23 protein-coding genes are annotated in these 26,561 nt (G+C 67.7%); 14 read left to right on the top strand and 9 right to left on the bottom strand.

Features of this window, described 5'->3' with window-relative positions; all coding sequences use genetic code 11:
• Positions 1–11: 11 nt before the first annotated feature.
• Complete coding sequence (locus JL101_RS05300) at positions 12–536, bottom strand: DUF6306 domain-containing protein (protein ID WP_203099576.1); 525 nt, start codon at positions 534–536, stop codon at positions 12–14.
• Between the two features lie 193 nt (positions 537–729).
• Here JL101_RS05300 and JL101_RS05295 point away from each other — a divergent pair, with 193 nt between their 5' ends.
• Positions 730–903, top strand: coding sequence for a hypothetical protein (locus tag JL101_RS05295; RefSeq protein ID WP_203099575.1), 174 nt, complete (start codon positions 730–732; stop codon positions 901–903).
• Positions 904–922: 19 nt separating this feature from the next.
• Here JL101_RS05295 and JL101_RS05290 read toward each other — a convergent pair whose 3' ends face one another.
• Complete coding sequence (locus tag JL101_RS05290; RefSeq protein WP_203099574.1) at positions 923–1,324, bottom strand: acyl-CoA thioesterase; 402 nt, start codon at positions 1,322–1,324, stop codon at positions 923–925.
• A 114-nt stretch (positions 1,325–1,438) separates the two neighbouring features.
• Here JL101_RS05290 and parE point away from each other — a divergent pair, with 114 nt between their 5' ends.
• The 3 genes from parE to JL101_RS05275 all read left to right on the top strand — a co-directional run bounded on the left by parE (position 1,439) and on the right by JL101_RS05275 (position 4,200).
• Positions 1,439–3,424: a DNA topoisomerase IV subunit B gene (gene parE, locus JL101_RS05285; RefSeq protein ID WP_203099573.1), complete on the top strand. Its 1,986-nt coding sequence runs from the start codon at positions 1,439–1,441 to the stop codon at positions 3,422–3,424.
• Between the two features lie 113 nt (positions 3,425–3,537).
• Positions 3,538–3,972, top strand: coding sequence for a CBS domain-containing protein (locus JL101_RS05280; protein WP_203099572.1), 435 nt, complete (start codon positions 3,538–3,540; stop codon positions 3,970–3,972).
• Between the two features lie 33 nt (positions 3,973–4,005).
• A complete protein-coding gene (locus tag JL101_RS05275; protein ID WP_203099571.1) occupies positions 4,006–4,200 on the top strand; it encodes a hypothetical protein in 195 nt (64 codons plus the stop codon).
• Positions 4,201–4,204: 4 nt separating this feature from the next.
• On the opposite strand, the gene JL101_RS05270 is transcribed toward JL101_RS05275, so the two are convergent.
• The 5 genes from JL101_RS05270 to JL101_RS05250 form a co-directional block, all read right to left on the bottom strand.
• Positions 4,205–5,449 (bottom strand): pentapeptide repeat-containing protein, encoded by a 1,245-nt coding sequence (locus JL101_RS05270; protein WP_211111231.1) that lies wholly within the window; start codon positions 5,447–5,449, stop codon positions 4,205–4,207.
• Between the two features lie 3 nt (positions 5,450–5,452).
• A complete protein-coding gene (locus tag JL101_RS05265) occupies positions 5,453–6,403 on the bottom strand; it encodes a protein phosphatase CheZ (protein ID WP_203099570.1) in 951 nt (316 codons plus the stop codon).
• A 141-nt stretch (positions 6,404–6,544) separates the two neighbouring features.
• Positions 6,545–7,117: a ribosome modulation factor gene (locus JL101_RS05260; protein ID WP_203099569.1), complete on the bottom strand. Its 573-nt coding sequence runs from the start codon at positions 7,115–7,117 to the stop codon at positions 6,545–6,547.
• Positions 7,118–7,255: 138 nt separating this feature from the next.
• Positions 7,256–7,897: an MlaC/ttg2D family ABC transporter substrate-binding protein gene (locus tag JL101_RS05255; RefSeq protein WP_203099568.1), complete on the bottom strand. Its 642-nt coding sequence runs from the start codon at positions 7,895–7,897 to the stop codon at positions 7,256–7,258.
• On the bottom strand, positions 7,894–8,736 hold the full coding sequence (locus JL101_RS05250; protein WP_203099567.1) for an MlaA family lipoprotein: 843 nt from the start codon (positions 8,734–8,736) through the stop codon (positions 7,894–7,896). The genes JL101_RS05255 and JL101_RS05250 overlap by 4 nt, the downstream gene beginning before the upstream one ends.
• Positions 8,737–9,003: 267 nt before the next feature.
• Between JL101_RS05250 and JL101_RS05245 the strand changes: the two genes are divergently transcribed.
• The 7 genes from JL101_RS05245 to rpmD all read left to right on the top strand — a co-directional run bounded on the left by JL101_RS05245 (position 9,004) and on the right by rpmD (position 19,279).
• Entirely contained in the window at positions 9,004–9,993 is a 990-nt protein-coding gene (locus tag JL101_RS05245) for an ArsR/SmtB family transcription factor (RefSeq protein WP_203099566.1), read from the top strand.
• 144 nt (positions 9,994–10,137) lie between these two features.
• Complete coding sequence (metF, locus tag JL101_RS05240) at positions 10,138–10,977, top strand: methylenetetrahydrofolate reductase [NAD(P)H] (protein WP_407697430.1); 840 nt, start codon at positions 10,138–10,140, stop codon at positions 10,975–10,977.
• A gap of 39 nt (positions 10,978–11,016) precedes the next feature.
• Positions 11,017–14,514 (top strand): methionine synthase, encoded by a 3,498-nt coding sequence (metH, locus tag JL101_RS05235; protein WP_203099564.1) that lies wholly within the window; start codon positions 11,017–11,019, stop codon positions 14,512–14,514.
• 379 nt (positions 14,515–14,893) lie between these two features.
• Positions 14,894–16,987 (top strand): methyl-accepting chemotaxis protein, encoded by a 2,094-nt coding sequence (locus JL101_RS05230; RefSeq protein WP_228435292.1) that lies wholly within the window; start codon positions 14,894–14,896, stop codon positions 16,985–16,987.
• 234 nt (positions 16,988–17,221) lie between these two features.
• The gene (locus JL101_RS05225) at positions 17,222–17,869 is read left to right on the top strand and encodes a PIN domain-containing protein (protein ID WP_203099563.1); all 648 of its coding nucleotides are present in this window, start codon (positions 17,222–17,224) and stop codon (positions 17,867–17,869) included.
• Positions 17,811–18,284: a hypothetical protein gene (locus tag JL101_RS05220; protein ID WP_203099562.1), complete on the top strand. Its 474-nt coding sequence runs from the start codon at positions 17,811–17,813 to the stop codon at positions 18,282–18,284. Before JL101_RS05225 ends, JL101_RS05220 begins: the two co-directional genes overlap by 59 nt.
• A 431-nt stretch (positions 18,285–18,715) precedes the next feature.
• Complete coding sequence (gene rpmD, locus JL101_RS36760; RefSeq protein WP_323374713.1) at positions 18,716–19,279, top strand: 50S ribosomal protein L30; 564 nt, start codon at positions 18,716–18,718, stop codon at positions 19,277–19,279.
• 518 nt (positions 19,280–19,797) lie between these two features.
• On the opposite strand, the gene JL101_RS05210 is transcribed toward rpmD, so the two are convergent.
• Positions 19,798–22,461, bottom strand: coding sequence for a NahK/ErcS family hybrid sensor histidine kinase/response regulator (locus tag JL101_RS05210; protein ID WP_228435291.1), 2,664 nt, complete (start codon positions 22,459–22,461; stop codon positions 19,798–19,800).
• The gene (nosP, locus tag JL101_RS05205; protein ID WP_228435290.1) at positions 22,449–23,789 is read right to left on the bottom strand and encodes a nitric oxide-sensing protein NosP; all 1,341 of its coding nucleotides are present in this window, start codon (positions 23,787–23,789) and stop codon (positions 22,449–22,451) included. Before nosP ends, JL101_RS05210 begins: the two co-directional genes overlap by 13 nt.
• A 300-nt stretch (positions 23,790–24,089) precedes the next feature.
• Between nosP and JL101_RS05200 the strand changes: the two genes are divergently transcribed.
• The 3 genes from JL101_RS05200 to JL101_RS05190 all read left to right on the top strand — a co-directional run bounded on the left by JL101_RS05200 (position 24,090) and on the right by JL101_RS05190 (position 26,549).
• Positions 24,090–24,302, top strand: coding sequence for a DUF1127 domain-containing protein (locus JL101_RS05200; RefSeq protein ID WP_203099561.1), 213 nt, complete (start codon positions 24,090–24,092; stop codon positions 24,300–24,302).
• 96 nt (positions 24,303–24,398) lie between these two features.
• Entirely contained in the window at positions 24,399–25,742 is a 1,344-nt protein-coding gene (locus JL101_RS05195) for a cytochrome P450 (RefSeq protein WP_203099560.1), read from the top strand.
• Positions 25,743–25,856: 114 nt separating this feature from the next.
• Positions 25,857–26,549, top strand: a complete 693-nt coding sequence (locus JL101_RS05190; RefSeq protein WP_203099559.1) for an SRPBCC family protein — start codon at positions 25,857–25,859, stop codon at positions 26,547–26,549.
• The last annotated feature ends 12 nt before the right edge of the window (positions 26,550–26,561 follow it).

Below are 26,561 nucleotides of genomic sequence, written 5' to 3'. Positions count from 1 at the left end.
GGAAATCCAGCCTACGACGGTTGCGCGGCAAGCCAGTCGAGCAGCGCCTCGCAATCCTTCAGGTCGGCGCGGTGAACCTCCCGCAGGTCCGCCAGGACGCCGCACAGCTCGTCGCTCGCGACGCGCGGCAGGGTCGCGTCGAACTGGGAGATGACCCAGGCCATGCCGCCGTTGAGCAAGGCCAGGCGCTCGGCCACCGCCTCCAGCCCGAGGACCTCGTCGTGAAAGCTGCTGGTGGCGCCGGACGGCGTATCGCCGAGCTGGGTGACGATGCGGGTCAGGACGCCGCAGAACCGCGCCTGGTCGCGCTGGACCGACGCCAGCAGGTCGGTCGCCTCCTGCTGCTCGAACTCGGCCAGGAGCGCCGTCAGCGCCTTGGCGCTCGCCCGGCCGACCTCCAGCATGGCGTTCAGAAGGGTCGCCAGCTCGGCCTCCGGGATCGGGTCCACGACCTGCGCCCGGCCGGAATAGGCCGGATCGATCTCCGAGGCGTAGCAGGGCGGCGAAGCACAGCTTGCCGTTTCGAGGTCGGACATGCCCAATACTCCTTCGGCCAGACTATAGTCCATCGATAACGGGTTTGGAAGTCCGACTCAAAAATGTCCCGAACGTTAACAGGAATAACGGGGCCGGGGCGGTGTTCATAATCGCATCGATTGGTTGGGCTTTATTCAGCCGATCGATGAGTAACTTGCAAATCACTGGGAAAATCGAAGGGAAGTCGCTCGGATGCGCAACAAACTTTGGCTGGTGCTGGCACCGATGATGATGTTGGGGCTTGCCGCCTGCGGCGAGGATACCGCGTCGACCGATGAGCCCGCGACCCCGCCCGCCGCCGATGCACCGGGCGCCGCGGGCGGATCGACCACCCCGGCGCCGGCAACCGGCACGGGCACCCAGTAAGAAGTCCGGGAGCAATCCCTCAGGTGCCGCCCTCCTCGGGCGGCACCGGCCGGGGCCGGCGATCCTCGCCGATCGCCACATAGGTGAAGACGCCTTCCGTCACCTTGGTCGCGATGCGCCCCTGCCCCCGGCGGATCCAGGTATCGACCTTGACCGCCATGGACGTCCGTCCGATCCGCTGGACCGTGCAGTAGCAGCTCACCTCGTCGCCGATCAGCACCGGCTGGTGGAACTTCATCGCCTCGATGCCGACGGTCGCCACTCGGCCGCCCGCGCGCCGGGCCGCCACCATGCCGCCGGCGACGTCCATCTGGGCCAGCAGCCATCCGCCGAAGATGTCGCCGTTGGGGTTGGTGTCGGCCGGCATCGCGATGGTGCGCAGTGCCGGGCCATGGCTGAAATCGGGTTCCTGATCGGCCATCGCGGCTTCCTCTTGAGTCGGGGGACGAATCCGAATACCAAATCTTGTAGCCGATCCATAATGCGGCGCTGCATCCACTTGCGGAAGCAGTGATCTAATTCCTATAATATGGCCATGAGCGATCTATTTCAAAACACCGTGCGCAAGGAAGACAGCTATTCCGCCCAGGACATCGAAGTCCTGGAGGGGCTGGAACCGGTGCGCCGCCGCCCCGGCATGTATATCGGCGGCACCGACGAACGGGCCCTGCACCACCTCGTGGCCGAGATCCTCGACAACGCCATGGACGAGGCCGTGGCCGGCCATGCCAGCCGCATCGACCTGGAACTGGCGGCGGACGCGACCGTCACGATCCGCGACAACGGCCGCGGCATCCCGATCGACGAGCACCCCAAATACCCGGGCAAGTCCGCGCTCGAGGTGATCATGACGACGCTGCACTCCGGCGGCAAGTTCAGCGGCAAGGCCTACGCGACCTCGGGCGGCCTGCACGGCGTGGGCCTGTCGGTCGTCAACGCCCTGTCCGACCGGCTGACGGTGGAGATCGCGCGCGACCGCCAGCTCTTCACCCAGAGCTACAGCCGCGGCCTCGCGGTGGGCGACCTGGTGAGCCTGGGCGCGGTCCACAACCGGCGCGGCACGACCATCAAGTTCCATCCCGACGCGCTGATCTTCGGCGAGGGCGCCGTCTTCAAGCCGGAGCGGCTGTACCGCATGGCGCGGTCGAAGGCCTATCTCTACAAGGGGGTCGAGATCCGCTGGGCCTGCGATCCGGAGCTGCTGGGTCCCGACGCGGTGACCCCGGCGGCGGAGACGCTGCATTTCCCCGGCGGGCTGAACGACTACCTGACCGCCGCGCTGAAGGACCGCAAGGCCCTGACGCCCGCCCCGTTCGCGGGCGAGGTGCCGTTCCCCGGCGACGCCGGGCGGGCCGAGTGGGCGATCGCCTGGCCGGAGGACGAGGAAGGCTTCATCCATTCCTACTGCAACACGGTGCCGACGCCCCAGGGCGGCAGCCACGAGATGGGGCTCCGCGCCGCCCTGACCCGCGGACTGAAATCCTTCGGCGAGCTGGTCGGCAACAAGCGGGCGGGCCAGGTCACCGCGGACGACGTGTTCGGCGGAGCCACCATCCTGCTGTCGGTGTTCATCCGCGACCCGTCGTTCCAGGGCCAGACCAAGGAGAAGCTGGCGACCGCCGAGGCGGCGCGGCTGGTCGAGTTGGCGGTCAAGGATCATTTCGACCACTGGCTGTCGGCCGACCCCGCCGCCAGCAACCTGCTGCTCGACCACCTGATCGAGAAGGCGGAGGAGCGGCAGCGCAAGCGTCAGGCCAAGGAGATGTCGCGCAAGACCGCGACCCGCAAGCTCCGCCTGCCGGGCAAGCTGGCCGACTGCAGCCGCAACACGCCGGACGGCACGGAGATCTTCCTGGTCGAGGGCGACTCGGCGGGCGGCTCGGCCAAGCAGGCCCGGATCCGCGAGACCCAGGCGATCCTGCCGCTGCGCGGCAAGATCCTGAACGTGGCGAGCGCCAGCGCCGACAAGATGCGGGCCAACCAGGAGCTGAGCGACCTGATCCAGGCGCTGGGCTGCGGCGTGGGCCGCGATTTCTCGTCGGAGAAGCTTCGGTACGAGCGCGTCATCATCATGACCGACGCCGACGTGGACGGCGCCCACATCGCGTCGCTGCTGATGACCTTCTTCTATCGCGAGATGCCCGGCCTGATCCAGAACGGCCACCTGTACCTGGCGCTGCCGCCGCTCTACCGGGTGACCCACGGCGGGAAGTCGGTATACGCGCGCGACGACGCCCACAAGGACCAGCTGGTCAAGACCGTCTTCGCCGGCAAGAAGGTCGAGCTGAGCCGGTTCAAGGGCCTGGGCGAGATGCAGCCGGCCCAGCTCAAGGAAACCACCATGGACCCGGGCAAGCGCACCCTGCTGCGCGTCGTGGTGCCGGACACCCACGACCCGGAGATGCGCGGCCAGGTGGAGCAGACCAAGTCGCTGGTCGAGAGCCTGATGGGCCGGAAGCCCGAGCTGCGTTTCCAGTACATCCAGGAGAACGCCCGGTTCGTCCAGGACATCGACGTCTAGCCGGAACGTCCCGCGCGGTTGCGCGTCCCGGAACTTCCTTCCCCCGGGGGCTGTTGGCATGGGCGGTGCTGCGAAGCGCCGAACCGACACACCCCCGAGGGGCAGGAAAGCCGATGCAGATCCGAGAGATCATGACCCGCGACGTGGAGGTGGTCGCCCCCGGCGACACGATCCAGCGCGCGGCGAAACTGATGGACGAATTGAACGTGGGCGTCCTTCCCGTGTGCGAAGGCCCCAAGCTGGTCGGGCTGGTCACCGACCGGGACATCACCGTCCGCGCGACTTCCGCCGGCAAGGCGCCCGGCGAGTGCAAGGTCTCCGAGGTGATGACCGACGATCCGCGCTACTGCTACGAGGACGACGTGGTCGGCGACGTGTCGCGCCTGATGGGCGACATGCAGATCCGCCGCGTCCCCGTGCTCGACCGCGACGACCGCCTGATCGGCATCGTCTCCCTGGGCGACATCGCGACCGAGTCGGACCGGCCCCAGACCATCGCCGACACGCTCGGCCAGGTCTCGGAACCGTCCGCCCCGGACCGCGGCTGATCACAATCCGAAGAGTTGAAGGAGACATGCGGCATGGCTGCCAATGACCGGAACCATGACAAGGCGCACGACCTGGCCGAGGAAGGCCTGGACAAGATAATCGAGGGCGACGGGAAGGAAGGCAAGAAGCTGGTCGAGGAGGCGAAGAAGCTGGACTCCGAAGCGGTCGCCGAGGTCGCCCAGGAGGTCGAGGAAGACCGGAAGCAGGCCGAGAAGTTCCAGAAGTAAGGCCTCAACGCTCCAGGATCGTGCCGGTCACTACCGCCTCGTGCAGGTCGCAGCCGGTAAGGTCCGCGTTGGTCAGGTCGCAGCCGTGCAGGATCGCCTTGCGCAGCCGCGCCCCGGCCATGCGGGCCCGCACCAGCGAGGTGCGCAGCAGCCGGTCGGCACCGATCCTGAGCGAGGCCAGGTTGGCTTCCTCCAGGCACCCGTCGATCAGGATGGCGCGGTCGAGCCGGGCGCCGCGCAGGTCGGCGGCGCGCAGGTTGGCCGAGCGCAGGTCGGCACCGTCGAGCTGCATCGACTGGAGTTGGGCTCCCTGCAGGTTGGCGCCGCGCAGCCGGACCCGGGACGCGATGCCCAGGCTCAGCACCCGGTTCCGCAGGTCGGCGCCGTCCAGGTCCATTCCCGACAGGTTGAGCTGAGTCCCGTCCTTGCCGCCGCTCTTGAGCCAGCGCGCATGGGCCGCCAGCATGCCTTCCAGATCCAGTGCCGGCGCCGGCTCGGGCTCCGGCTCCTTCTGCTCGACCGGCAGGGGGATCGGATTGACCTGCTGGGCGGCCGCTTCGGCATCGGTCCGGATGGCGGCCTGGAGCCGGGTGTTCGCCGTCGTGGTGGCGCCCGTCAGGTCGGCGCCGCGCAGATCGGCGCCGGAGAAGTCGGTCCCGCTGAGATTGGCGCCGACGAACTTCGAATTGCGCAGGTCGGTGCGCACGAGGCGCGCGTCCGACAGCTTGCTGTGGGAGAAGTCGGCGCCGGCCGCGAAGGACCCCGACAGCTTGGCGCGGGCCATGTCGGCGCGGACCAGGATGGTCGAGCTCATGTCCGCCGGCCCCGGCTCGAACCCGATGACCTTCAGTTCGCCGTCGCTGCCCTTGTTCGCCATGGAGCCGTCGCGCAGGTCCACCTCCACCATGACGGCGTCCTGGAGCAGCGCGCCGCGCAGGTTGGCGCCGCGCAGATCGGTGCGGAAGAGGTGGCTGCCGGTCAGGTCGGCCCCGCGCAGGTCGGCGCCGAACAGGTCGGCATGGTCCAGCACGGCGCCCGTCATCCGCGCGTCGCGCAGGATCGCGCCCGACAGATGGGCGCCCGTCAGGTTGCGGTTGGTGAAATCCAGGCCCGAGAGATCGAAGAACGGCATGTTCGCCCGCGAGCCGTTGGGCCGCCCTTCCATGAAGCGCTTGTGCCGCTCGCACACGCGATCAAGTTGCTCCTGTGTCAGCTTGATCCTGGCCTTGCGTTCCTCATCGATGGCCATGCGTCATCCGAACAGCTTGTCGATGTCGCTCTGGTTGATCTCCGCGCTGCCGTTCATCGCGGGGGCCGGGACCGGAGGCGGCGGGGGCGGAGGAGCGGGCGGCGGCTCGTAGGCCGGCTGGGGCGGCGGGGCATCGAAGCTGATGCTGTCGAACAGCGCGTCGATCGTCGCCTGGTCCACGCCGTCGCCGAGCGCCGGGCCGTTGAGCAGGTGGGCGTCCGGGCGGTCGTCGTTCATCTTGCGGTGCGACGCGGTCGCGTCGGCCGAGGCCAGGACGGCGCGGTCTACGCCCCAGATCTCGATCATGGTGTTCACGCGCTGCTCGATATAGCGCAGGGTATTGACCACCTTGGTGGTGCGCTGGCCCGTGATGTCCTGGAACGAGCAGGCGGTCATGATCTCCATGATCTGGATTTCGATGTCGTTCGCGACCTCCCCGACGTCGAGGCTGATCTCCCCCCGGGCGGCCCGGTGCATCTGGTTGGCGAATTCCTGGATGCGCTCGGCCGCGTTCAGGATCTCGGTGGTCGCCCGCTCGGTCGCCGTCACGATGGCGTCCAGCTCGCCGGTGGCGGCCATGATCCGGTTGGCCCCCGCGTCGGCCGGCCGGAGCGCCGCGATCTCGCTGCGGGTCTGCTGGATGTAGCTGCTCATCTCCTGCAGTTCCTGCCGCAGGATGCGCAGATGGGTCGAGCGGTCCGTCGTGACGCCGGCGGCGTCCGTCACCGTCTCGATCGGCTGGGCGGCGGTGACCGCGACGGCCTCCACGCCGCGCAGCCGGTCGACCTGCTCCTCCAGCTTGCCCGCCAGGCGCCGCCAGTCGTCGACCGAGACCACCCGCGTCCGGCGGTCGCGCATGCGGAGAAAGGCCCGCCCTCGAGCCGACGAGGACAGCGCCTCCTCCATGCTCAGATAGTCGAGTTCCGTGAGGTCGAGCAGTTCAGGTACGGTCATCTTCGGACTTCTGACCAGTCAGGGAGGCAAGGATCGGGCGGGCGTGCGAAAACATATCACCGCCCCCTTAACTTACCCCTAATGATCAGGAAGCCTGTCCGAACAGCGTGGCCGTTCAGGCCTTCCGGACAGCGTGGCCGTTCAGGCCTTCCGGACAGCGGCGCTCCAGCTTTCGCCCCGCAGCGCGTCGTCACGGGCCTGGCACCAGCCGTTCTCCCAGGCGAGGTGCATGACCCGGTCCGCCTCGTAGGGATTGGCTTGCAGGGGCTGCCCGTCATGGAAGGCGGCATAGCCCTCGTCGTACTCGATGATCCGGGGATCGTCCGTCCGGCCGGTGAAAACCGTCTTCCGGCCGGCCGGCCGCGCGGATTCCTGGTCGATGAAGGCACGGAACTCGGGGAACCGCATCAGCACGCTGTCGTCGATGCCGCCGGGATGCTCCGCCAGCGTTCTCATGCCGCGCGGCGTGATCATGAAACCGCCGTCCCCGGCGGGCTCCAGAAGGACGGCCTGCGTCAGCCTGTCCAGCGCGCGGGCGAGTTCACCGCGGATCTCCGAGTCGGGTACCGGCAGGGGCTCGCCGACCGACCGCAGGTTCCCCTTCAGCCTGGAGAGCGCGTCGTCCAGGGTGGCCCGGCCTTCGGTCGCGACCTTCAGCAAGGCCAGCATGAGATCGACCTGATGCAGAAGCGGATATTCCTTGAGTTCCATCATCTCCCCCTGCCCTACCTGTTGAACCAACCCGGGAGCCCGGGTGATGTTCCCGGAAAACGGGCCTCCCCGGCCCGGGCAACAGAAAAGCCGCCCGGCCGGGCGGCTTCTTCACGGGCATCGCGAGGGTGTCTGGAGGCGTCAGCCGGCGGAACCGACACGCTGGCGCAGGGTCTGCAACAGGGCCTCCATCTGCCCGCCGCCGCGCTGGATGACGGAGGAGAACTCGGAGCGCTGGGTCACGCTCATGCTGACCCCTTCGACCGCGACGTCGATCACCTTCATGGTGTCGCCGCGCTGGCGCACCCGCCAGTCCACGGCCACGGGCGGCGCGTCGGGGCGGATGATCTGCGACGTCACGATGGCGTCGCTCTCGCCTTCCGGCCGGTGGCCGGTGATCTTCAGGGTCTCGTTGACGTCCAGGTTCTGCCCGGAATACTGCGAGAAGCGGTCGGCATAGACCTGGACGATCAGCCGCTCGAACAGCGACCCGTACTCCTGCTGCTGTGCCGGAGTCGCCGTGTTCCAGGTGCGGCCGAGCACGAAGCGGCTGATATAGGGCACGTCGAAGCCCTCGTTCAGCAGCACGCGGAACCGCTGCATGGATTCCTGGCGGCCCAGGTTGGGCTTGACCAGGACGTCGATGGCCCGGGCGCCCAGGTCCTGGATGAACTTGGCTGCCGCTTCCGAACGGGCGTCGGCGCGGCCAGCGGTGGGAAGCGCGACGGTACCCGCAAAGGCGAGCAGCGCGGCGCAGGCGATGAAGAAGCGGCGTGTGATCATGGCGTGCTGGACTTAGCCGTTCCGCCGGAATTGTCAACCGGCGGCGCCTCGTCCTCGGGAAACTCGGGGAATTCGGGGTACTCCTCGGCCGTCGTCCGCCCGTCGTTGATCTCGCTGATTCGGTTCTGGCGGTACAGGCTGCGCAGCGAGGCGTAGTAGTCGAGGGAGTTGCGGCGCAGGTCGTCGATCGGCTCGATCAGGCGGGAGCGGGTGTCGATGCCGCCGGAGATGGCGCGCCCCAGGGGGATACCGTCGCGGTCGGTGTTGGCGGCCCACAGGTTGACCGGGTCGCCGAACGCCTCGGCCGCGATGCCGGTCGTGTCGCGGAAGTTGGACGGCCCCAGCAGCGGCAGCACCAGGTACGGGCCTTCCGGCACGCCCCACACGGCGAGGGTCTGCCCGAAATCCTCCGCCTGGTATTCCAGGCCGTGGTCGGCCGCCACGTCCATCACGCCGCCGATGCCCACCGTGGTGTTGACCAGGAAGCGCTTGGTCGCCACCTCGGCCCCGGTCCAGTCGCCTTGCAGCAGCTCGTTGGCGATCGTCAGCGGACTGCGCAGGTTGCGCAGGAAATTGCGGATGCCGTTTCGGACCGGGTTGGGCACGATGCCGCGGTAGATTTCCGAAACGGGGCGGATCAGCAGGATGTCGGTGCCTTCGTTGAAGCCGAAGATCGCCCGGTTGAAGCCTTCGAGCGGGTCGTTCGCCTCCTGATAGGCCGCGAGGGCCGCCGGATCGTCGCGCGGGGGCAGGACGCATCCGGACAGGACCGAGCCGCAGACGAGCAGGGCAACGGCGGCAACGGAACCGCGAAAGCGCGGGAAGCCAGACAGGTTCATGGATAATTCGCTCATCCAGAAGAGGAGGATCGGGGGCCGGTGCCGCCACGGTCCGACGTCGCAGAAGGCGCGGATCGTCCTGAGGTAACATACGGAATGGTTTTTGACCAGATGCCACCGCCACGGCACGGCAGCCGGAGGAGCGGACAGGGTCGTCCCGCCGTTTTTCCCAGAAAAGGCGTTTACGTCGCATAAAGATATCTTTATATATCGATCGACGGGAACGGCATCAGCGCGCATCTCCGGCATACTGGGACAGGCAAGGGAATGGACTCACTGCTCACGGCACTCAAGGCGGCGGCGGAACCGACCCGGTTGCGGCTGATGGCGTTGTGCGCCCAAGGCGAGCTGACCGTGACCGAGCTGACCCAGATCCTGGGCCAGAGCCAGCCCCGCGTGTCCAGGCACCTGAAGCTGCTGTGCGACGCGGGGCTGCTCGACCGTTTCCGGGAAGGGACCTGGGCGTTCTACCGCCTGGCCGAGCGCGGCGCCTTCGCCGACCTGGCGCGCACCCTGATCGACGCGGTGCCGCGGGACGACGCGACCCTAGCATTGGACCTGGAGCGGCTGAACGCGATCAAGCGCGCCCGGGCCGAGGCCGCCGCCGACTATTTCCGCGAGAACGCCGCCCGCTGGCACGAGATGCGCTCGCTCCACGTGCCCGAGCGCGAGGTCGAGGCGGCGCTGCTGCGGCTGTTCCCCGCCTCCGGCATCCAGGACCTGCTGGACCTGGGCACCGGCACCGGCCGCATGCTGGAACTGCTGGCGCCGCGCGCCGAGCGCGCCCTGGGCATCGACCTGTCGCGCGAGATGCTGGCGATCGCGCGGGCCAACCTGGAACGCGCCGGCCTGCGCAACTGCCAGGTCCGGCAATCCGACATGTACCAGCTGCCGCTGCCGTCCGGCTCCTTCGACGCGGTGGTGATCCACCAGGTGCTCCATTTCGTCGAGGAGCCGGCCGACGTCCTGGCCGAGGCCGCGCGGGTGATGCGCCCCGGCGGCCGGCTGGTGATCGTCGATTTCGCCCGCCACGACCTGGAATCCCTGCGGACCGAGCACGCCCACCGCCGACTCGGCTTCGGCGACGAGGAGGTCACCGGCTGGCTGCGCGCCGCCGGCATGGCCGCCGGCCCGGTCGTCCGGCTGCCCGGCGATCCGCTGACCGTCAATCTCTGGCCGGCCACCCGCGAGGACGGCCCCCGCCCCACCCCCGCCGATGCCGGCGCCCCCACCCTTTCGACCCTCGGAGTGAACTGAATGAGCGTGGCCTCCCCCAGCCCGGCCCTTTCCGGTCTTGACCGGCGTGCCGGCGTGATCGCGCGAACCGGCCTGCGGCTCGACGTCCCGCTGCCTGCGGACCTGGCCGTCAGCTTCGAGTTCTTCCCGCCCAAGACCGAGAAGATGGAACAGACCCTGTGGCAGGCGGTCCATAAGCTGGCCCCGCTCCGGCCGGAGTTCGTGTCGGTCACCTACGGCGCCGGCGGGACCACGCGGGAGCGCACCCACGCCACGGTCTGCCGCCTCCAGAAGGAGACCGGCATCCCGGCGGCCGCGCACCTGACCTGCGTCGGCGCCACCCGGGAGGAGATCGACGCGATCGCCCGGACCTACTGGGACAGCGGCATCCGCCACATCGTGGCGCTGCGCGGCGATCCGCCGACCGGCGTCGGCACCGCCTACGAGCCGCATCCCGGCGGCTACGCCTATGCCGCCGACCTGGTCGAGGGACTGAAGCGGGTCGCCGACTTCGAGATCAGCGTCGCGGCCTACCCCGAGAGCCACCCGCAGGCGGCCAGCGCCGCCCACGACCTGGACAACCTGAAGCGCAAGATCGACGCCGGCGCCACCCGGGCGATCACCCAGTTCTTCTTCGACGTCGGCGCCTACATGGGCTTCGTCGAGCGGGCGGCGGCGGCCGGCATCACCGTGCCGATCGTTCCGGGCATCCTGCCGATCACCAACTTCACCCGCGCGATCGAGTTCGCCGGGAGCTGCGGCGCCGCGATCCCGCCCTGGATGGCCGACCTGTTCGCCGGGCTGGACGACGACCCCGATACGAGGCAACTGGTCGCCGCGACCGTGGCGGTCGAGCAGTGCCGCCTGCTCCATGCCGAAGGGATCGGGAACTTCCACTTCTACACCCTGAACCGCGCCGAGCTGACGGTCGGCATCTGCCACATGCTGGGCGTCCGGCCGAAGCGCGAAGCCGCCGAAGCCAAGCTTGCCGCCGCCGCGTCGTAACAGACGCCGTCCCAGAATCACCACCGAGACAGAAGAACCATGGCCCATCTCCTCGACCTTCTCAAAGAACGTGTCCTGCTGTGCGACGGCGGCATGGGCAGCCGGGTGCAGGCGCTCGACCTGGACGTCGAGCGCGACTACTGGGGCATGGAGAACTGCACCGACGTGCTGGTCCTGTCCCGGCCCGACCTGGTCCGCGAGATCCACCGCGGCTATTACGAGGCCGGCGCCGACATGGTGGAGACGAACACCTTCGGAGCGTCGCCGATCACGCTGGGCGAGTTCGACATCTCGGACAAGGCGTTCGAGATCAACCGGCAGGCCGGCGAGCTGGCGCGCGAGGCGGCGGAGAGCTTCAAGGACGGCCGCCAGCGCTTCGTGCTGGGCTCGGTCGGTCCGGGCACGCGGCTGCCCAGCCTGGGCCACGTGGCCTACCAGCCGCTGGAGGACGCCCTGACGGTCCAGGCGCGCGGCCTGATCGCCGGCGGCGTCGACGCCATCCTGATCGAGACCTGCCAGGACCCGCTCCAGATCAAGGCGGCGGTCAACGGCGTTAAGGTCGCCAGGAAGGAGGCCGGCACCGACACCCCGATCTTCGTCCAGGTCACGGTGGAGACCACCGGCACGCTGCTGGTCGGCAGCGACATCGCGGCGGCCGCCACGGTGATCCACGCGCTGGACGTGCCGCTGATGGGGCTGAACTGCGCCACCGGCCCGGCCGAGATGTCCGAGCACGTGAAGTGGCTGGCGGAGAACTGGCCGGGCCTGATCTCGGTCCAGCCGAACGCCGGCCTCCCCGAGCTGGTCAACGGCGCCACCCGTTATCCCCTGCTGGCCGACGAGCTGGCGAACTGGCTGGAGCGCTTCGTGCGCGACGACGGGCTTAACCTGGTCGGCGGCTGCTGCGGCACCAACATCCCGCACATCCAGGCGACCGACGCGATGCTGCGCCGGCTCGCCGGGGCCGGCCAGATCCGCCCGACGGTGAAGCCGCGCACGCACCACTGGATCCCGTCGGTCGCCTCGCTCTACGGCCAGGTGTCGCTCCGCCAGGAGAACGCCTACCTGTCGATCGGCGAGCGCTGCAACGCCAACGGCTCCAAGAAGTGGCGCGAGTTGCAGGAGCGGCACGACTGGGACGGCTGCGTCGAGATGGCACGCGACCAGGTGAAGGAAGGCAGCCACACGCTGGACGTCTGCACCGCCTTCGTCGGCCGCGACGAGGCGGCGGAGATGAACGAGGTGATCACCCGCTTCACCGGGTCGGTGACGGCGCCGCTGGTGATCGACTCGACCGAATACACCGTGCTGGAGCAGGCGCTGGCGCGCCACGGCGGCAAGCCGATCATCAACTCGATCAATTTCGAGGACGGCGAGGAGCCGGCGGCCAAGCGGCTGATGCTGGCGAAGAAGTTCGGCGCGGCGGTGATCGCGCTGACCATCGACGAAGAGGGCATGGCGAAGACGGCGGAGAAGAAGCTGGAGATCGCCCGGCGGCTCTACGACTTCGCGGTCAACCAGCACGGTCTGCGGCCGGAAGACCTGCTGTTCGACCCGCTGACCTTCACCGTCGCGACCGGCAGCGAGGACGACCGCAAGCTGGGCCAGTGGACGCTGGAGGGCATCGAGGCGATCAGCCGCGAGATGCCCCAGTGCCAGATCATCCTGGGCCTGTCGAACATCTCCTTCGGCCTGAACCCGGCGGCGCGGCACGTGCTGAACTCGGTCTTCCTGGACCACGCGGTCAAGCGCGGCATGACCGGGGCGATCGTCCACGTCTCCAAGATCATGCCGCTGCACAAGATCCCGGAGGCCGAGGTCAAGGCGGCCGAGGACCTGATCTTCGACCGGCGCCGTGAGGGTTACGACCCGCTGCACGCCTTCATCGCGCTGTTCGAGGGGCGCAAGGCCGCATCGGCGGTCAAGAAGGAGCGGCCGGCCGCGATCGACGAGCGGCTGAAGCAGCGCATCGTGGACGGCGACCGGACCGACCTGGACGCCGACCTGGCGAAGGCGATGGAGAGCTATCCGCCGCTGGAGATCATCAACAGCTTCCTGCTCGACGGCATGAAGGTGGTGGGCGAGCTGTTCGGCGCCGGCAAGATGCAGCTTCCCTTCGTGCTCCAGTCGGCCGAGACCATGAAGGCGGCGGTGGCCTATCTGGAGCCGCACATGGAGAAGGTCGAGGGCCAGGAAAAGGGCACCATCGTGCTGGCGACGGTCAAGGGCGACGTCCACGACATCGGCAAGAACCTGGTGGACATCATCCTGACCAACAACGGCTACCGGGTGGTCAATCTGGGCATCAAGCAGCCGATCACGAATATCCTGAACGCGGCGAAGCAGCACAAGGCCGACGCCATCGGCATGTCGGGCCTGCTGGTCAAGTCCACCGTGGTGATGCGCGAGAACCTGGAGGAGCTGAGCCGAGGCGGCATCGAGGTGCCGGTTCTGCTGGGCGGCGCCGCCCTGACGCGGGGCTATGTGGAGGACGACTGCGCCAAGGCCTATGCCGGCGGCCGGGTCGCCTATGCCCGCGACGCGTTCGACGGGCTGTCGCTGATGGACAAGGTGGTCAACGGCCAGTTCGACACCTTCCTGGCGGCCAACCAGGCCAAGCGCCAGGGGCGCGCCACCAACCAGCGGCGGAAGCTGGGCCAGCCGGTCGAGGCCGACGCCGGGACGGTGGACGTGGCGGCGGCGCGGGCGCGGCGCGAGCGTCTGTCGGACGGGGTGGCGGTGCCGACCCCGCCCTTCTGGGGGCCGCAGGTGATCGGGCGCGTGCCGCTGAAGACGCTGGTGCCCTATCTGAACGAGCGGATGCTGTACCAGCTCCAGTGGGGCTACCGGAAGGACGGCAAGACCCTGGACCAGTTCAAGGAGTGGTCGAAGAAGGAGCTCCGGCCGATCCTGAACCGGATGCTGGCCATCGCGGCCGAGCAGGAGATCCTGGTGCCGCAAGCGGTCTATGGCTACTGGAAATGCGCCGCCGACGGCAACGACGTGATCCTGTACCAGGAGGACGGCAAGTCGGAGGTCGCCCGCTTCACCCTGCCCCGGCAGCGCAAGGAGGACGGGGAATGCATCGCCGACTTCTTCCGCGACGTGTCCCACGGGCCGTCCGGCCGGGACGTGATCGGGCTCCAGGTGGTCACCATGGGCCAAAAGGCGAGCGACGTGGCCCGCGACTGGTTCGCCGAGAACCGGTACCAGGACTACCTGTACCTGCACGGGCTCGGCGTCGAGATGGCCGAGGCGATGGCCGAGTATGTCCACAAGCGCATCCGCGCCGAGCTGGGCTTCTCGGCCGAGGACGACCGCGACATGGAGAAGATGCTCCAGCAGGGCTACCACGGCAGCCGCTACAGCTTCGGCTATCCGGCCTGCCCCAGGCTGGAGGACCAGGACCAGCTGCTGAAGCTGCTGAATGCCGGGCAGATCGGCGTGGAGCTGAGCGACGAGTCGCAGCTCCACCCGGAACAGAGCACCAGCGCGATCGTCGTGCATCACCCGAAGGCGAAATACTTCTCGGTGTGAGGGCGCGGGGGCTGGATCACGGACTGGGTGGAGGCGAGCGGCGCCTCCACTCCTTCTGAGACGGTTCAGGAACTCCGCACCCGCTGTCCCGATGCCTTCCTGTTCGTCTTGCTGGTCGACCCGCAGATTCGTTCCTACCCAAGCGGGCTATATCGCAATCCATATGAATAAAATTCAAATTAAATTATTCGGGAGCCAGCCATAATATCCACACCATGAACAGGGTCATGTTCCGCGCCGTCGGGTCGGGGCGAGCCCCTGGGAACCGCTGTTCTGATCTGAAGTTGGCCCCTCCGGAGAGCGGCCAACGACAGGACTCGGGCACCGAGTCATCGATCAGCCGTGCTCGGCAGTTCCTCATGCCTGGTGGAGATAAATCATGGAATCGCCAAAAGGCGTCAGCATCAGGACGATGCTGACGCTCGTCTTCTGCAGTGTCGTGGTTTTTCTGGTTTCGCTGATTGTCCTGGATAGTACGAAGTCCCTGAGAACTTTCTCGGAAGTGCGCACCGTGCAAGCGGTGACCCAGGCTTCGCATGATGTCTTCGCGGCGATGCAGGCGATCCGGCTTGAACGCGGCGCTACCCGTCGCGTCCTTCTGCATCCCGTCAACTCCGAACCGGCCACGATGGAAAAGCTGCCGGGCTGGCGCAACCAATCCGCGGACGTCGTGAACGTCGTCGCGGGGATTTGCGCCCGGATGCCCTGCGCAGCCGGACTGGGGGAGGTCGAGGTCCGTGATGCCATGGCGAAGTTGGACAGCCTCCGTCGCGATGCGGATGCTGCCTTGCAGGTCGATGTCGGCCAGCGTCCCAGGCAACTGATCGACACATGGATGGGAAGCACGGGGAGCACCTTGGAACTGCTCGCCAAGATCTCCAGCGTCCTGTTGGAACCGGCACGCGCGATGGATCCCCTGTTCAGCGAACTGATCGGCGTCAAGGAAGCCGCCGTGATCGCACGCGAAGCATCCACTCCCATCCGCGTGATGTTCGACAGCGCCGTGGCCAAGAAGGGTATCACCGCCGAGGATCGGCTCCAGATGGCGCTGGTCCGCGGCCGGCTGGACACGGCGTGGCGGATGCTCAAGGAGGCTGCACTGCGCCCCGGTGCGCTCGAACCGATCAAAGCCGCGGTAGCGGCGGCTGAGCGCAGCTACATGAACGATTACCTGCAGAAGCGCGAAGCCGTCCTGACCGCCATCGGCGCCGGGCAGGATCTGCCCGTTCGCCTGGACGAACTGAATATCCTTGCCGACAGGTCGCAATCCGACCTGGACGCGGTGGCCAACGTGGCGCTCGACGAAATGAACCGGCATGCCGCGGAGAAGGAGGCAGCGGCGGCGACCTCGCTGATGGCCAACGGAGCCATCTTCATGGCCGCGATCGTTCTGGGCATCACCGGGCTGAGGATCGTTCGCCGCCGTGTCACGACCCCGATCCGCGTTATCGTGGAGGCGATGCGGCGCGTGGCCCGGGGCGACGTTTCGGGCGAGGTGCCCTACAGGGACCGCCATGACGAAATCGGCGCCCTCGCGGACGCCCTGCTGGTCTTCAAGGACAATGCGGTCGAGCGGGAACGCCTGGAAGCGGCTCAGGCCGAGGAGCGCAGCGCCAAGGAACGCCGCGCCGCCGAGATCGACATGCTGATCCGGAACTTCGACCAGGGCGTCACCGGCATCCTGCGGACGGTGAGCGCGGCGGCCACCGAACTGGACGGCACCGCGCAGGGCATGGCCGCCATCGCGGAGGAAACCAGCCGGCAGGTCACCGCCTCGGCCGCCGCGGCTGAACAGACCTCGGCCAATGTCCAGACGGTCGCCGCGGCCGCGGAGGAAATGTCCGGCTCGCTCCAGGAAATCGCGCGTCAGGTCACCCGCTCCACCGGCATCGCCAATGCGGCCGTGCAGCAGGCGGAGCAGACCAACGGTACGGTCCAGGGCCTTGCCGAGGCGGCCCACAAGATCGGCGAAGTGGTCGATCTGATCTCCAACATCGCCAACCAGACCAACCTGCTGGCCCTGAACGCCACGATCGAGGCGGCGCGTGCCGGGGAGGCGGGGAAAGGTTTCGCGGTCGTCGCGTCGGAGGTGAAGAACCTCGCCACCGCGACCGCCAAGGCGACCGACGAGATATCGTCCCATATCACCAACATGCAGGCGGCATCGACCGGAGCCGTGGGCGCCATCGAGGGGATCGGCGGGACCATCCGCCAGATCAACGACATCACCGTCACGATCGCGGCGGCGGTCGAGGAACAGACCGCGGCGACCGGCGAAATATCGCGCAACGTCACCCAGGCAGCGGCCGGTACCCAGGAGGTCTCCGCCAATGTCGGGCAAGTGACCCAGGCGTCGGACCAGACCGGAGCCGCCGCCAACCAGGTGCGCAGCGCGGCGGGCCAGCTGGCCCAGCAGTCCGAGATGCTTCGCGGCGAGGTGGAGCGCTTCCTGGCCAGCATCAAGGCCGCCTGAGCCTCCCGGCCCGGATCCGCGAGGGACCTTTCACTGCGACCGGAGCATTGCCACCGCGACGGCCCCGGCCGTCATCTGGCCGTCAGGCGGTCGCACAGGGCGGGATCGCGGGGCTGGCAGTTCATTCTCTCGAAATGAGTGAACCTGATTTCAAGACACGGGTCGGCAGAATGAGACGACCCGCGCATAATCCGGGCAAGGGCGAGCCGAACATCCGGGGGAATGGGGAGACACATGGTAGAAGGAGCGGAAGGTGCGGCCGAACTATCGAGGGACTTGCTAATCAAGGCTTTCGACATGATGGGCGAACTGGCGGCTTCGGAAGGGAAAGTCGTCGAGATCGCCGTCTATCGCGGATCTTGCCTTCTGCTCGTCAGCGACATCCTGGACGTCACTCGCGACGTGGACGCGGTGTTCCTCAGCGAGCGTGGAATCGGCTACGAACTTGCCGACAGAGTCGGCCAAAGACTCGGATTGCCGGACAATTGGCTGAACCAGGCTGTGAAAAGCGTCGCTCCCCCGAAAGGCAATCCGCAACCCAATCTCCTTCCTTTCGGGGAATATCCCGCGGGCGGGCAGATCGGGCTGAGAGTCTTCCTGCCGACACCGGAATACATGCTGGCGATGAAACTGCTGGCGAACCGGCGCGACGACCCGGACGGGATGGCGCGGGACCGCAGGGACCTGTATCTGCTGATGCGGCTGACCGGACTGAAGACCCCGGATCAGTTGGCCGGCCTGATCAGGCTCTGCTATCCTGCGGTGCCTGGAATCAATGCGCGGATCGCCGCCAAGATCGACGACATCGTCCGAGGATATGGAAGTGCCGGCGAACCTGAAGCTCCGACCTGGAACGCTGGCCGAGGCGATCCGACGACATAGCGCCGGGCAGCAGAAGTTCGGCGTGGCTCTCGGCGAATTCCTGGATGAATTCTACCTGGACCGCGAGCCGTCCGGCCGCCGCGCCCGCATCGAGGAGGCTCCCGAGTTCGTCGGCGACGATATCATCGACGCCTATGTCGGCGCCGTCGGCGAGCACCTGGCCCGCCGCTGGAAGCTGGGCGATCCACCCGAATGGTCCGACGATCCCCGCCGGTTTCTCCGCCGCTTCTGGTTTCCCGAAGGCGTGGAGGCCGAGAAGCCGATCCTGCTGGTCGAAAGCCCCCTGGCCTTCCGCCGCCGCATGCTGTTCGTCGAAGCCGAACCGCTGCGCCGCGCCCGCATGCCCCATGACGAGCGGTGGCGGGCCTACGAGTATTTGCGGACGGGGATGATGCCGGATGATGAGACGGAGTGACCGGCCCGAAAGACGGCACCGCCATTATGGCGGTTGGCTATCCGGTCGTTGGCATAGGGCCTTTGATCTCGACCTGTACTTGACTGTCGGTATCGCCGTCGCTCCGGGCGATCCCGGCAAGTTGAAACCAAAAGCCAAAACGCATCGCAGCGCCTGAAACGGGGTGATCAATCGCTTCAGCCGGAACACCGGCCAGGACACCTCCGGCCATCGCTTTGCTTATACCCGAAACCACCATATTTGCCTTGCATTAATGCCGAATGTCATATATCTGGCGCCTCTCATGACATTCATCCAGCGTCGTACCGCCCTGTGCGGAATCCCGCGCCATGAACTTGAGAGACTGCCTTGCCGGCCACAATCTCCGATTTTATCACACTTCCTCCCCAATTCTAAGTCATATTTCCGGATGATGCGCGGGAGTGATGATCATGACCAAACTTTCCGACCATCGGAAACCTGCGAAGCCGGACGAATCCGAGATCCAGCCGCTGGTGGAATCACTGGATGACTGGATTTCCACCCTTCCGCCAGACCTGCTTGAGGACGGAGGAACGATCGACTGCGCACGACTGACTGTTGGATCGAACGTTATCGAATTACGGACGAAGCGCGCCCCCGAACCGGTCGCGTACAAGGTCGATCCACTTACGGTCCAGGATCGGTTGGACAATATTCTGCGCAATGCGAAGAAAAGCGAGGACCTGAATTTCCGCAAGGCGGTCGAGTCCGTCGCGAAAATGATCGAGAAGGGAGCGATCGAGCAAGCCCCTTTGGTCACCGTCATCCAAGTCAAAAGCACCAACAATGCGACCCGCGAGCAGCGGGCATCGGTGGAAGGGTTGGGATTGCGCAAGATACATCAACAGGTCACCCACCGTAACACCCCGGACATCCGCGGCATGATCAATGCCGTACCGCATCTGGTCAAAGCGAAGTATCACAATTATTCGGAACAGGCATTGAACGACATGACGCGTGATGCGGATGAATAGGTGCTCTTTTCTACGATCGATACTCCTGAAATCTTCGCCTGCCAGCGGATGGCATTCAAACAGTCGCTGTCGGTCGGCGACGAGTGAATCGCCTCGCACCTCGAATATATTGTTCTGAACTCAGGGCGGACCGGTAGAGACCGCAGCTGTACCGGCTTCACCGGCTTGTCGAGGAGTTGAAAGCCGTTGGCGTTGACCTGCCCTTCTGGACTCCGGACAGGTGATTGACGATGATCGACGCAACGTATCCGCGTGCGTACGCTCCAGGAGAGCCCTTCCTGTCCAGATGAGAAAAAGACATGTCATGGTCCCGGGACGGTCGGTCCAGCCCCCACGACTTGTTATATCTTAGGGGGCATCGACGCTCCGGCGTCGGCGTCGGCCTTCGGCCGAGGCCGACCTACAGCGAGCCGGACCGAACGGTGGCTGATCCGGTCGGGCACACGGGCGCCGCTTTTATTTCCCCGGTCCGGCGGGAGTGGCTTCGCGGCCGGGCCGGGACGGTTCCGCTCTCCCCCTCAGCTCAGCATGCTCGTCATCAGGGACCGCAGCTGCGCGGGCTTCACCGGCTTGTTCAATAGCTGGAAGCCGCTGGCGTTGACTTCCTCCTGGACCTCGGGCAGGCGGTTGGCGGTGATGATCAGGCTGGGGATGGGGGCGCCGCAGTGGCGGGCGACGCGCTGGAGTTCGGCGACGCCGGTGGCGCCGTCCTCCAGGTGGTAGTCGGCGATGGCGATGTCGGGCGCGCGTTCCATCCCGTCCAGGACGCCGATGGCCTCGCACCCCGTCGTGGCGGTCACGACCGTGCAGCGCCAGCCTTCCAGCAGGGCTGTCATGCCAGACAGGATGCTGCGCTCGTTGTCGATCACCAGCACCAGGGAGCCGGCGAGCCGGTTCGCGACGGCGGCGGGAGCCGGCTGGGGCGGGCGAGCGGTGCGGCCGCGCTCGCCGAGCGGCACGGTCACGGAGAAGACCGACCCCCGGCCGGGGACGGAACGGACGCCGACGCGGTGGTCGAGCATGCGGGCGACGCGCTCGACGATCGCGAGCCCCAGGCCCATGCCGCGGTCGCGGGCGTTCTGGTCGTTGCCCAGGCGGCGGAACTCCTCGAAGATCTCGGCCAGCTTGTCCTCGGGGATGCCGGGACCGGTGTCCCAGACCTCTATGCGCAGGCGGCCCGCGGCCTGCCGGCAGCCCAGAAGCACGCGGCCGGTGCGGGTGTAGCGCATGGCGTTGCTGAGGAAGTTCTGGAGGATGCGGCGGAGCAGCCGGATGTCGCTGTGGACCACGGCGCTGCTCGACACGACGCGGAACTCAAGGTTCCGCTCCTTCGCCTGGGCCGCGTACTCGGTCGCCATGGCGCCCAGCAGGGATTCGATCGGGAAGGCGCCGGGTTCCGCCTGGACGACGCCGGCGTCCAGCTTGCTGATGTCGAGCAGGGCTCCCAACAGGTCCTCGACCGCCGCCAGGGCCACGTCGGTATTGTCGATCAGCGAGGCGTTCTGGGGCGTCTGCTCCAGGTCGCTGAGCGCCGAGACGAACAGGCGGGCGGCGTTCAGGGGTTGCAGCAGGTCGTGGCTGGCCGCCGCCAGGAACTTGGTCTTGGACAGGTTGGCCTGCTCCGCGTCGGCCTTGGCGACCCGCAGCGCCTCCTCGATCTGCTTGCGCTCGGCGATCTCCTGGTGGAGCTTGCCGTTCAGCGCCATCAGGGCGGCGGTGCGCTCGTCCACCCGGCGCTCCAGGCTTTCCTTGGATTCCTTCAGCGCCTCGGCGACCATCCGGCGCTCGGTGATGTCCTGGATCAGGGCGAAATAGCCCACGACTTCGCCGTTCTCGCCGAAATGGGGGATATATGTCGCCAGCGCGTAGCGGACCGCGCCGTTCTCGGCCGGAAGCTCCATCTCGAAGGTGACTTCCTGGCCGGCGAGCGCCGCCAGCACGTTGGGCCGGCGCTGCTCGTAATGCTGGCGGCCCAGCGCCACCCACATGGGCTGGCCGTCGATCTCCTCCCGCGGGCGGTTGAACCAGTCCTCGTAGGGCTTGTTGACGAAGCGGAAGCGCTGGTCGCTGTCCACATAGGCGATCAGGGCCGGCATCGCGTCGGTGATGGTGCGGATGCGCCGCTCGCTGTCGCGCAGGGCCTCCTCGTTCCGCTTGCGCGCGGTGATATCGGTGTAGGTGTTGACGAAGCCGCCGCCCGGCATGACCGTGCGCCGGATGTCGAGCACCCTGCCCTGCCACTCCTCCTCCAGCGCCAGGGGGCGTTCCGCCAGATCCTGGTAGGACATCGCCATGCCGCTGAGCCCCGCCCAGCCGAGGCGGGTATTGTGCCGGACGAAGTCCTGGTATGTCGCGCCGTGCCGCACCACGTCGGGCGGCAGGTCGAGCAGATGGGCGAAATTGTCGTTCCAGGCGACCAGCTTCAGGTCCTTGTCATAGACCGCGACGCCCTGGGCGATGTTGTCCAGGGTGGCCTGGAGCAGCACCGTCTTCTCCGCCAGCTCCTGCTCCCGTCGGCGGGTCTCGTCGCGCTTCAGGTCGGTGATGTCGGTATAGACGCCGACCACGCCGCCGTCCCGGGTCCGCCGCTCGTTGACCTGCATCCAGCGGCCGTCGGCCAGCGCGTGGACATAGGGGCCCTGGGGGTTGCGGTGCTGGACCATGCGCTGGTGGAACCAGCCCTGGCCGCCGTCCCGGACGTCCTGCACCGACCTGGTCTCCACCGCCAGGCGGGCGATCTCGTCGAAGGCGATGCCGGGCCGGATCCGGTCCTCGAAGGCCGGCCAGAAGGCCAGGTACTTGCCGTTGCACATGACCAGCCGGTCGTCGCCGTCGAACAGGGCGAAGCCCTCGTTGACGGACTCGATCGCCTCGGCCAGCCGGGCCTGCACCGTCTCCGCCATCTCCTTGGCGCGGGCGAGGTCGCGGTTGGAGCGCTCCAGCTCGCGGAGCGTCTGCTCCAGCTCGATCGTGCGCTCGCGGACCTTGGTCTCCAACACGATGGCGGTCTGGAACAGCGAGAAGGCGCTGCCCTGGAAGTCCATGCTGCGCTCGACCCGGTCCATCAGGACCTTGTTGATGCGGTGCAGCTTCCGGTTCTCGCGCTCCAGCTCGGCGATGCGCTGCTGTTCCGGCGTCTGCCCCGGCTCGGGCGCCGGGGATGCAAGGGTCAGGACTCGCATCGCGCACCTATGGCGACGCCGGTGAAGGTCTGGTTGACATGCATCGCGTTGAACTGCTCTCCGTAGGTGCAGAACCCGATCACGTTGTTTCGGGCGAGCACCTTGGAAACCAGGTGCTTGATCTGCTTCTGCTCCATCTCCAGGCTGCGCAGGATGCAGTCGCAGCCCAGGATCAGCTCCGGCTCGCCGACATCCTCGTGCAGCCGGCTGAACAGGCTCTCCAGGTTCTGGACGAGGTCCACGCCCTCCGCGACGGTCAGCACGATGCCCTCGTCGATGGCGCAGAAGAAGGTGAGGCTCTCGTCGTCATTGACCTTCTGGATCGACCGCACATGGTATTCGCCGCCGACCCGCACGACCACGGGGTAGGCCGCGAAGATCATCGGGGTCAGCGGCTCGCCCTCCAGCCCGACCATCCGGGCATATTCCCGCCCGGCCGGCTCGGCATTGATCTCCGTCACGATGCGGCGGGCCGGATCGGCCTCGGTCACCACCATCTTGCGGTCGGAGCTGACGAAATGCTCGGTCCGGAACACGGTGAAGCGGCGCACCGTGTCGACCAGCACCAGGACGGCGGCATTGCTGCGGAATTCGCCGTCGTGGAGGATCCAGGTCCGGGTGAACCGGAGGTCGTCCCCGGCCGAGCCGCCGAACAGCGGGATGTCGCCGAGCGCCGAGTAGATCGAGCTGACCACCAGTTCCTCCCGCACGGACAGCCCGTCGATCAGCAGGAGGGCGAAGCTCTTGCCGGCGACGGGCTCGCGGCCGTCGAGGGTGGCGTCGAGGGCGGCGGCGTCGAGGGCGGCGTCCCGGCGGGCCGACAGGCTGCGCACCAGGGCATGGGCGTGGGCGATCTCGAACCCTTCCAGGTCGTCGATCCGCTCGGCCACGGCGGAGAAGTCGCTGCCCGGGAAGCTGACCCCGGTGATCGAGCCGGTCATGTAGCCGACCGGCGTGATCTCGCCCGCCGTGGTGCAGCCGATCACCAGCGTGTCTTCGAACAGCTCGGCCAGCGCGGGGCCGAGCGCTTCCAGATCGTACTGGGGCGAGCAGAATACCAGGACGAAGGCCATGTCGGGCTGGGCGACGGCGTCGTACAGGTCGCGGGCGGCCTGGCGGGGATCGAGGGCGTGGCTCATGCCCCGGCGCAGGCGGGGGGACCGCGCGTCGATGGCGGCCCGGCCCAGGGCTCCGGTGGGCTGGACAGGCACCTCCTCCTCGGCGGGCGGCGGCAGAGGCGCCGCCTTCACCAGACTGTCCAGGTGCTTGTGAGCCGGCACGCGCGACGTCCGACCGCCGACGCGGCCGGTGCGAGGCCCCTTGGCCATTTGAACTTCTCCGCCTTTCCCCTGGCTGCGGGCGGTCGGCGGAGGCGATCCAAGGGATCTCCCCGCCTGCGCCGCCCCTGCAGGCATAAAATTACCCCCCGGGGAACGGTTCTGCCAAGGGCGCTGCCCAGGGTTCGGCGTTAGACCAAAGTCTAAGCATCGGGTCCGGACCGGAACGCCGGCAGAAAAAACGGAAAATACGACGGCGTGTAAACGGCTTCACAGTCGCCGGCCCGCTCTCCGCCCATGATCCGCCAGCTCATGGTTAATGAACGTCAAATAAAACCGGAGGGACCTATCATGTTCGCCTTGCAGCAGATCACGATGCCGGCCGCCGGGCGGTTTCCGGCTCACCTGTTCCGGAGGATGCGGGCCGCCGTCCGGCGCCTGATCCGGGAGCGGGCCAACCGCAGATTGGAGCAGCACCTCTCGGCGATGGACGACGCGATGCTGCGCGACCTCGGCATCGAACGGCAGCGCATCCGCGACGCGGTGAGAAGCGGATGCCCGTGAGGGCGGCCGGAGGATTTCCCCGCGCCCACGGAACGATGCCCCGCCCCGAGGCATAAAGGAGGGTTGGAAAAGCAGGGCACAGCACGAGGGAAATCCATGTCCGCCGATATCGCCGAGCCGGGGCCGCTGCCGAGGGCAAGCCTGCGGGACACCATGGCCGCCGTCGCGGAAATCGTCCTTCCGACGATCTCCAAGGGCGTCATCATCCGGAGGCCGAAGGTGGTCGGGCTGGCGGAACGGCTGGGGCTGGACGGGCGGGCCGTCCGGCGCATGCAGCGGCTGCGGGCCAAGTACGGGCCTGGGCCGCTGATGCTGGCGATCCCGGGCCGCCACCAGGCGATCATCCTGTCGCCGGAGGACGTGCATACCGTGCTCGACAACGCGCCGGAGCCTTTCTCCCCGGCCAGCGCGGAGAAACGGGCGGCACTGGCGCACCTGGAGCCGCATGCCTCGCTGATCTCCCACGGGCCGAAGCGGGCTGACCGCCGACGGTTCAACGAGCAGGTGCTGGACAGCGGCTGCCCGGTCCATCGGATGGGCGAGCGGTTCGTCGCGGTCGTGGGAGAGGAGGCGGAGGATCTGCTGAAGACGGCGCACTCCCGCGGCGAGCTGGCCTGGGACGATTTCACCGCGTCGTGGCACAACATGGTCCGGCGGGTGGTGCTGGGCGACGCGGCGCGGGACGACGAGGACCTGACCGACATGCTGGCCCGGCTGCGCGCGGCGGGCAACTGGGCGTTCCTGCGGCCCCAGCGCAAAGGGCTGCGCGACCGCTTCTACGAGCGGCTGGAGGCGCATCTGGCGCGGGCCGAACCGGGCAGCCTTGCCGCGGTCATCGCCGCCACGCCCCGGACGGCGGACACCGCGCCGGCGCACCAGGTGGCGCACTGGTTCTTCGCCTTCGATCCCGGAGGAATGGCGACCTTCAGGGCGCTGGCGCTGCTGGCCTCCCATCCCGAGCAGGCCGGCCGGGCGCGGCGGGAGATCGGGGATGCAGGAACCGAGGGGCGCCGGGACCTGCCGTTCCTGCGGGCCTGCATCCTCGAGTCGCTGCGGCTCTGGCCGACCACGCCGGCCGTGCTGCGGGAAACCACCCGCGAGACGCGGTGGAACACCGGCACCATGCCGAAGAACACGAGCGTCTTCATCTTCGCCCCCTTCTTCCACCGCGACGACGAGAACCTGCCCTACGCCCACCGCTTCTCCCCCGACCTGTGGACGGAGGGCGTGCGGCAGGGAGGCTGGCCGCTGATCCCGTTCAGCGGCGGTCCGGCCATCTGCCCCGCGCGCGACTTGGTTCCCATGCTCGGCGGCGCGATGCTGGCGGCCCTGCTGGACGGCCGGCAGGTCGCCCTGAAGGAGCCGGGGAGGATTGCCCCCGGCGCGCCGCTGCCCGGGACGCTGGACAATTACACCCTGCGCTTCGACCTGCGGGATTGACCTGTTCCTCCCGGCCCCCGGCGCCAAGCTCTTGATCGAAAGTCTAATGTGCCGCACTCTCCTGCGACAATTAGTCTGCATCCAAGAAAAATCGGGACCGGGAGGAACCATTCCATGGACATGTCCGGCAGCTACCGGGTCACGGCGCCGCGCGAAGAGGTCTGGGCCGCGCTGAACGATCCGGCCATCCTGAAGCAATGCATCCCCGGCTGCGAAGAGATCGAGAAGCAGTCCGACACCGAGATGACGGCCAAGGTCACCGCCAAGGTGGGGCCGGTGAAGGCCAAGTTCGCCGGGAAGGTCACGCTCAGCGACATCGACCCGCCCAACGGCTACACGATCAGCGGCGAAGGGACCGGCGGGGCCGCCGGCTTCGGCAAGGGCGGCGCCGCCGTCAAGCTGATGCCGGACGGCGACGGCGCCACGGTCCTGGAATACACCGCCCATGCCCAGGTCGGCGGCAAGCTGGCCCAGATCGGCTCCCGCCTGATCGACGGGACGGCGCGCAAGATGGCCGACGATTTCTTCGCCAAGTTCAGCGAGGTGGTGGGAGGGCCGCAGGACGCCGGAGCGCCGGATGCCGCTTCCGGGGAACGGCCCGAGTCGGCCCCCGCGCCGGCGCCGGCCGCGGTTCCGGGCGGCCAGATGGCTGCCCAGCCGGCCGCCATCGCCGCTTTCACGGCGGCCGGTCCGGCGGCGGAGTCCCAGGCAACCGGGGAGGAACCGGTCGATCTCCGCTTGGTCGGAATGGTGGCCCTTGCCGTGATCGCTTTCACCGTCATCCTCTATACCATCGCCGGCAGCTGACCGGCCAGGTTC

Source organism: Skermanella rosea (genome assembly GCF_016806835.2).
Taxonomy (GTDB): domain Bacteria; phylum Pseudomonadota; class Alphaproteobacteria; order Azospirillales; family Azospirillaceae; genus Skermanella; species Skermanella rosea.
This window is presented reverse-complemented; position numbering and strand designations above follow the sequence as displayed.

Bases quoted from the DNA above. Each gene is read 5' to 3' on its own strand.
- JL101_RS05300 (WP_203099576.1), bottom strand. From the start codon at position 536: ATGTCCGACCTCGAAACGGCAAGCTGTGCTTCGCCGCCCTGCTACGCC.
- JL101_RS05295 (WP_203099575.1), top strand. From the start codon at position 730: ATGCGCAACAAACTTTGGCTGGTGCTGGCACCGATGATGATGTTGGGG.
- JL101_RS05290 (WP_203099574.1), bottom strand. From the start codon at position 1,324: ATGGCCGATCAGGAACCCGATTTCAGCCATGGCCCGGCACTGCGCACC.
- parE (WP_203099573.1), top strand. From the start codon at position 1,439: ATGAGCGATCTATTTCAAAACACCGTGCGCAAGGAAGACAGCTATTCC.
- JL101_RS05280 (WP_203099572.1), top strand. From the start codon at position 3,538: ATGCAGATCCGAGAGATCATGACCCGCGACGTGGAGGTGGTCGCCCCC.
- JL101_RS05275 (WP_203099571.1), top strand. From the start codon at position 4,006: ATGGCTGCCAATGACCGGAACCATGACAAGGCGCACGACCTGGCCGAG.
- JL101_RS05270 (WP_211111231.1), bottom strand. From the start codon at position 5,449: ATGGCCATCGATGAGGAACGCAAGGCCAGGATCAAGCTGACACAGGAG.
- JL101_RS05265 (WP_203099570.1), bottom strand. From the start codon at position 6,403: ATGACCGTACCTGAACTGCTCGACCTCACGGAACTCGACTATCTGAGC.
- JL101_RS05260 (WP_203099569.1), bottom strand. From the start codon at position 7,117: ATGATGGAACTCAAGGAATATCCGCTTCTGCATCAGGTCGATCTCATG.
- JL101_RS05255 (WP_203099568.1), bottom strand. From the start codon at position 7,897: ATGATCACACGCCGCTTCTTCATCGCCTGCGCCGCGCTGCTCGCCTTT.
- JL101_RS05250 (WP_203099567.1), bottom strand. From the start codon at position 8,736: ATGAACCTGTCTGGCTTCCCGCGCTTTCGCGGTTCCGTTGCCGCCGTT.
- JL101_RS05245 (WP_203099566.1), top strand. From the start codon at position 9,004: ATGGACTCACTGCTCACGGCACTCAAGGCGGCGGCGGAACCGACCCGG.
- metF (WP_407697430.1), top strand. From the start codon at position 10,138: ATGGAACAGACCCTGTGGCAGGCGGTCCATAAGCTGGCCCCGCTCCGG.
- metH (WP_203099564.1), top strand. From the start codon at position 11,017: ATGGCCCATCTCCTCGACCTTCTCAAAGAACGTGTCCTGCTGTGCGAC.
- JL101_RS05230 (WP_228435292.1), top strand. From the start codon at position 14,894: ATGGAATCGCCAAAAGGCGTCAGCATCAGGACGATGCTGACGCTCGTC.
- JL101_RS05225 (WP_203099563.1), top strand. From the start codon at position 17,222: ATGGTAGAAGGAGCGGAAGGTGCGGCCGAACTATCGAGGGACTTGCTA.
- rpmD (WP_323374713.1), top strand. From the start codon at position 18,716: ATGACCAAACTTTCCGACCATCGGAAACCTGCGAAGCCGGACGAATCC.
- JL101_RS05210 (WP_228435291.1), bottom strand. From the start codon at position 22,461: ATGCGAGTCCTGACCCTTGCATCCCCGGCGCCCGAGCCGGGGCAGACG.
- nosP (WP_228435290.1), bottom strand. From the start codon at position 23,789: ATGGCCAAGGGGCCTCGCACCGGCCGCGTCGGCGGTCGGACGTCGCGC.
- JL101_RS05200 (WP_203099561.1), top strand. From the start codon at position 24,090: ATGTTCGCCTTGCAGCAGATCACGATGCCGGCCGCCGGGCGGTTTCCG.
- JL101_RS05195 (WP_203099560.1), top strand. From the start codon at position 24,399: ATGTCCGCCGATATCGCCGAGCCGGGGCCGCTGCCGAGGGCAAGCCTG.
- JL101_RS05190 (WP_203099559.1), top strand. From the start codon at position 25,857: ATGGACATGTCCGGCAGCTACCGGGTCACGGCGCCGCGCGAAGAGGTC.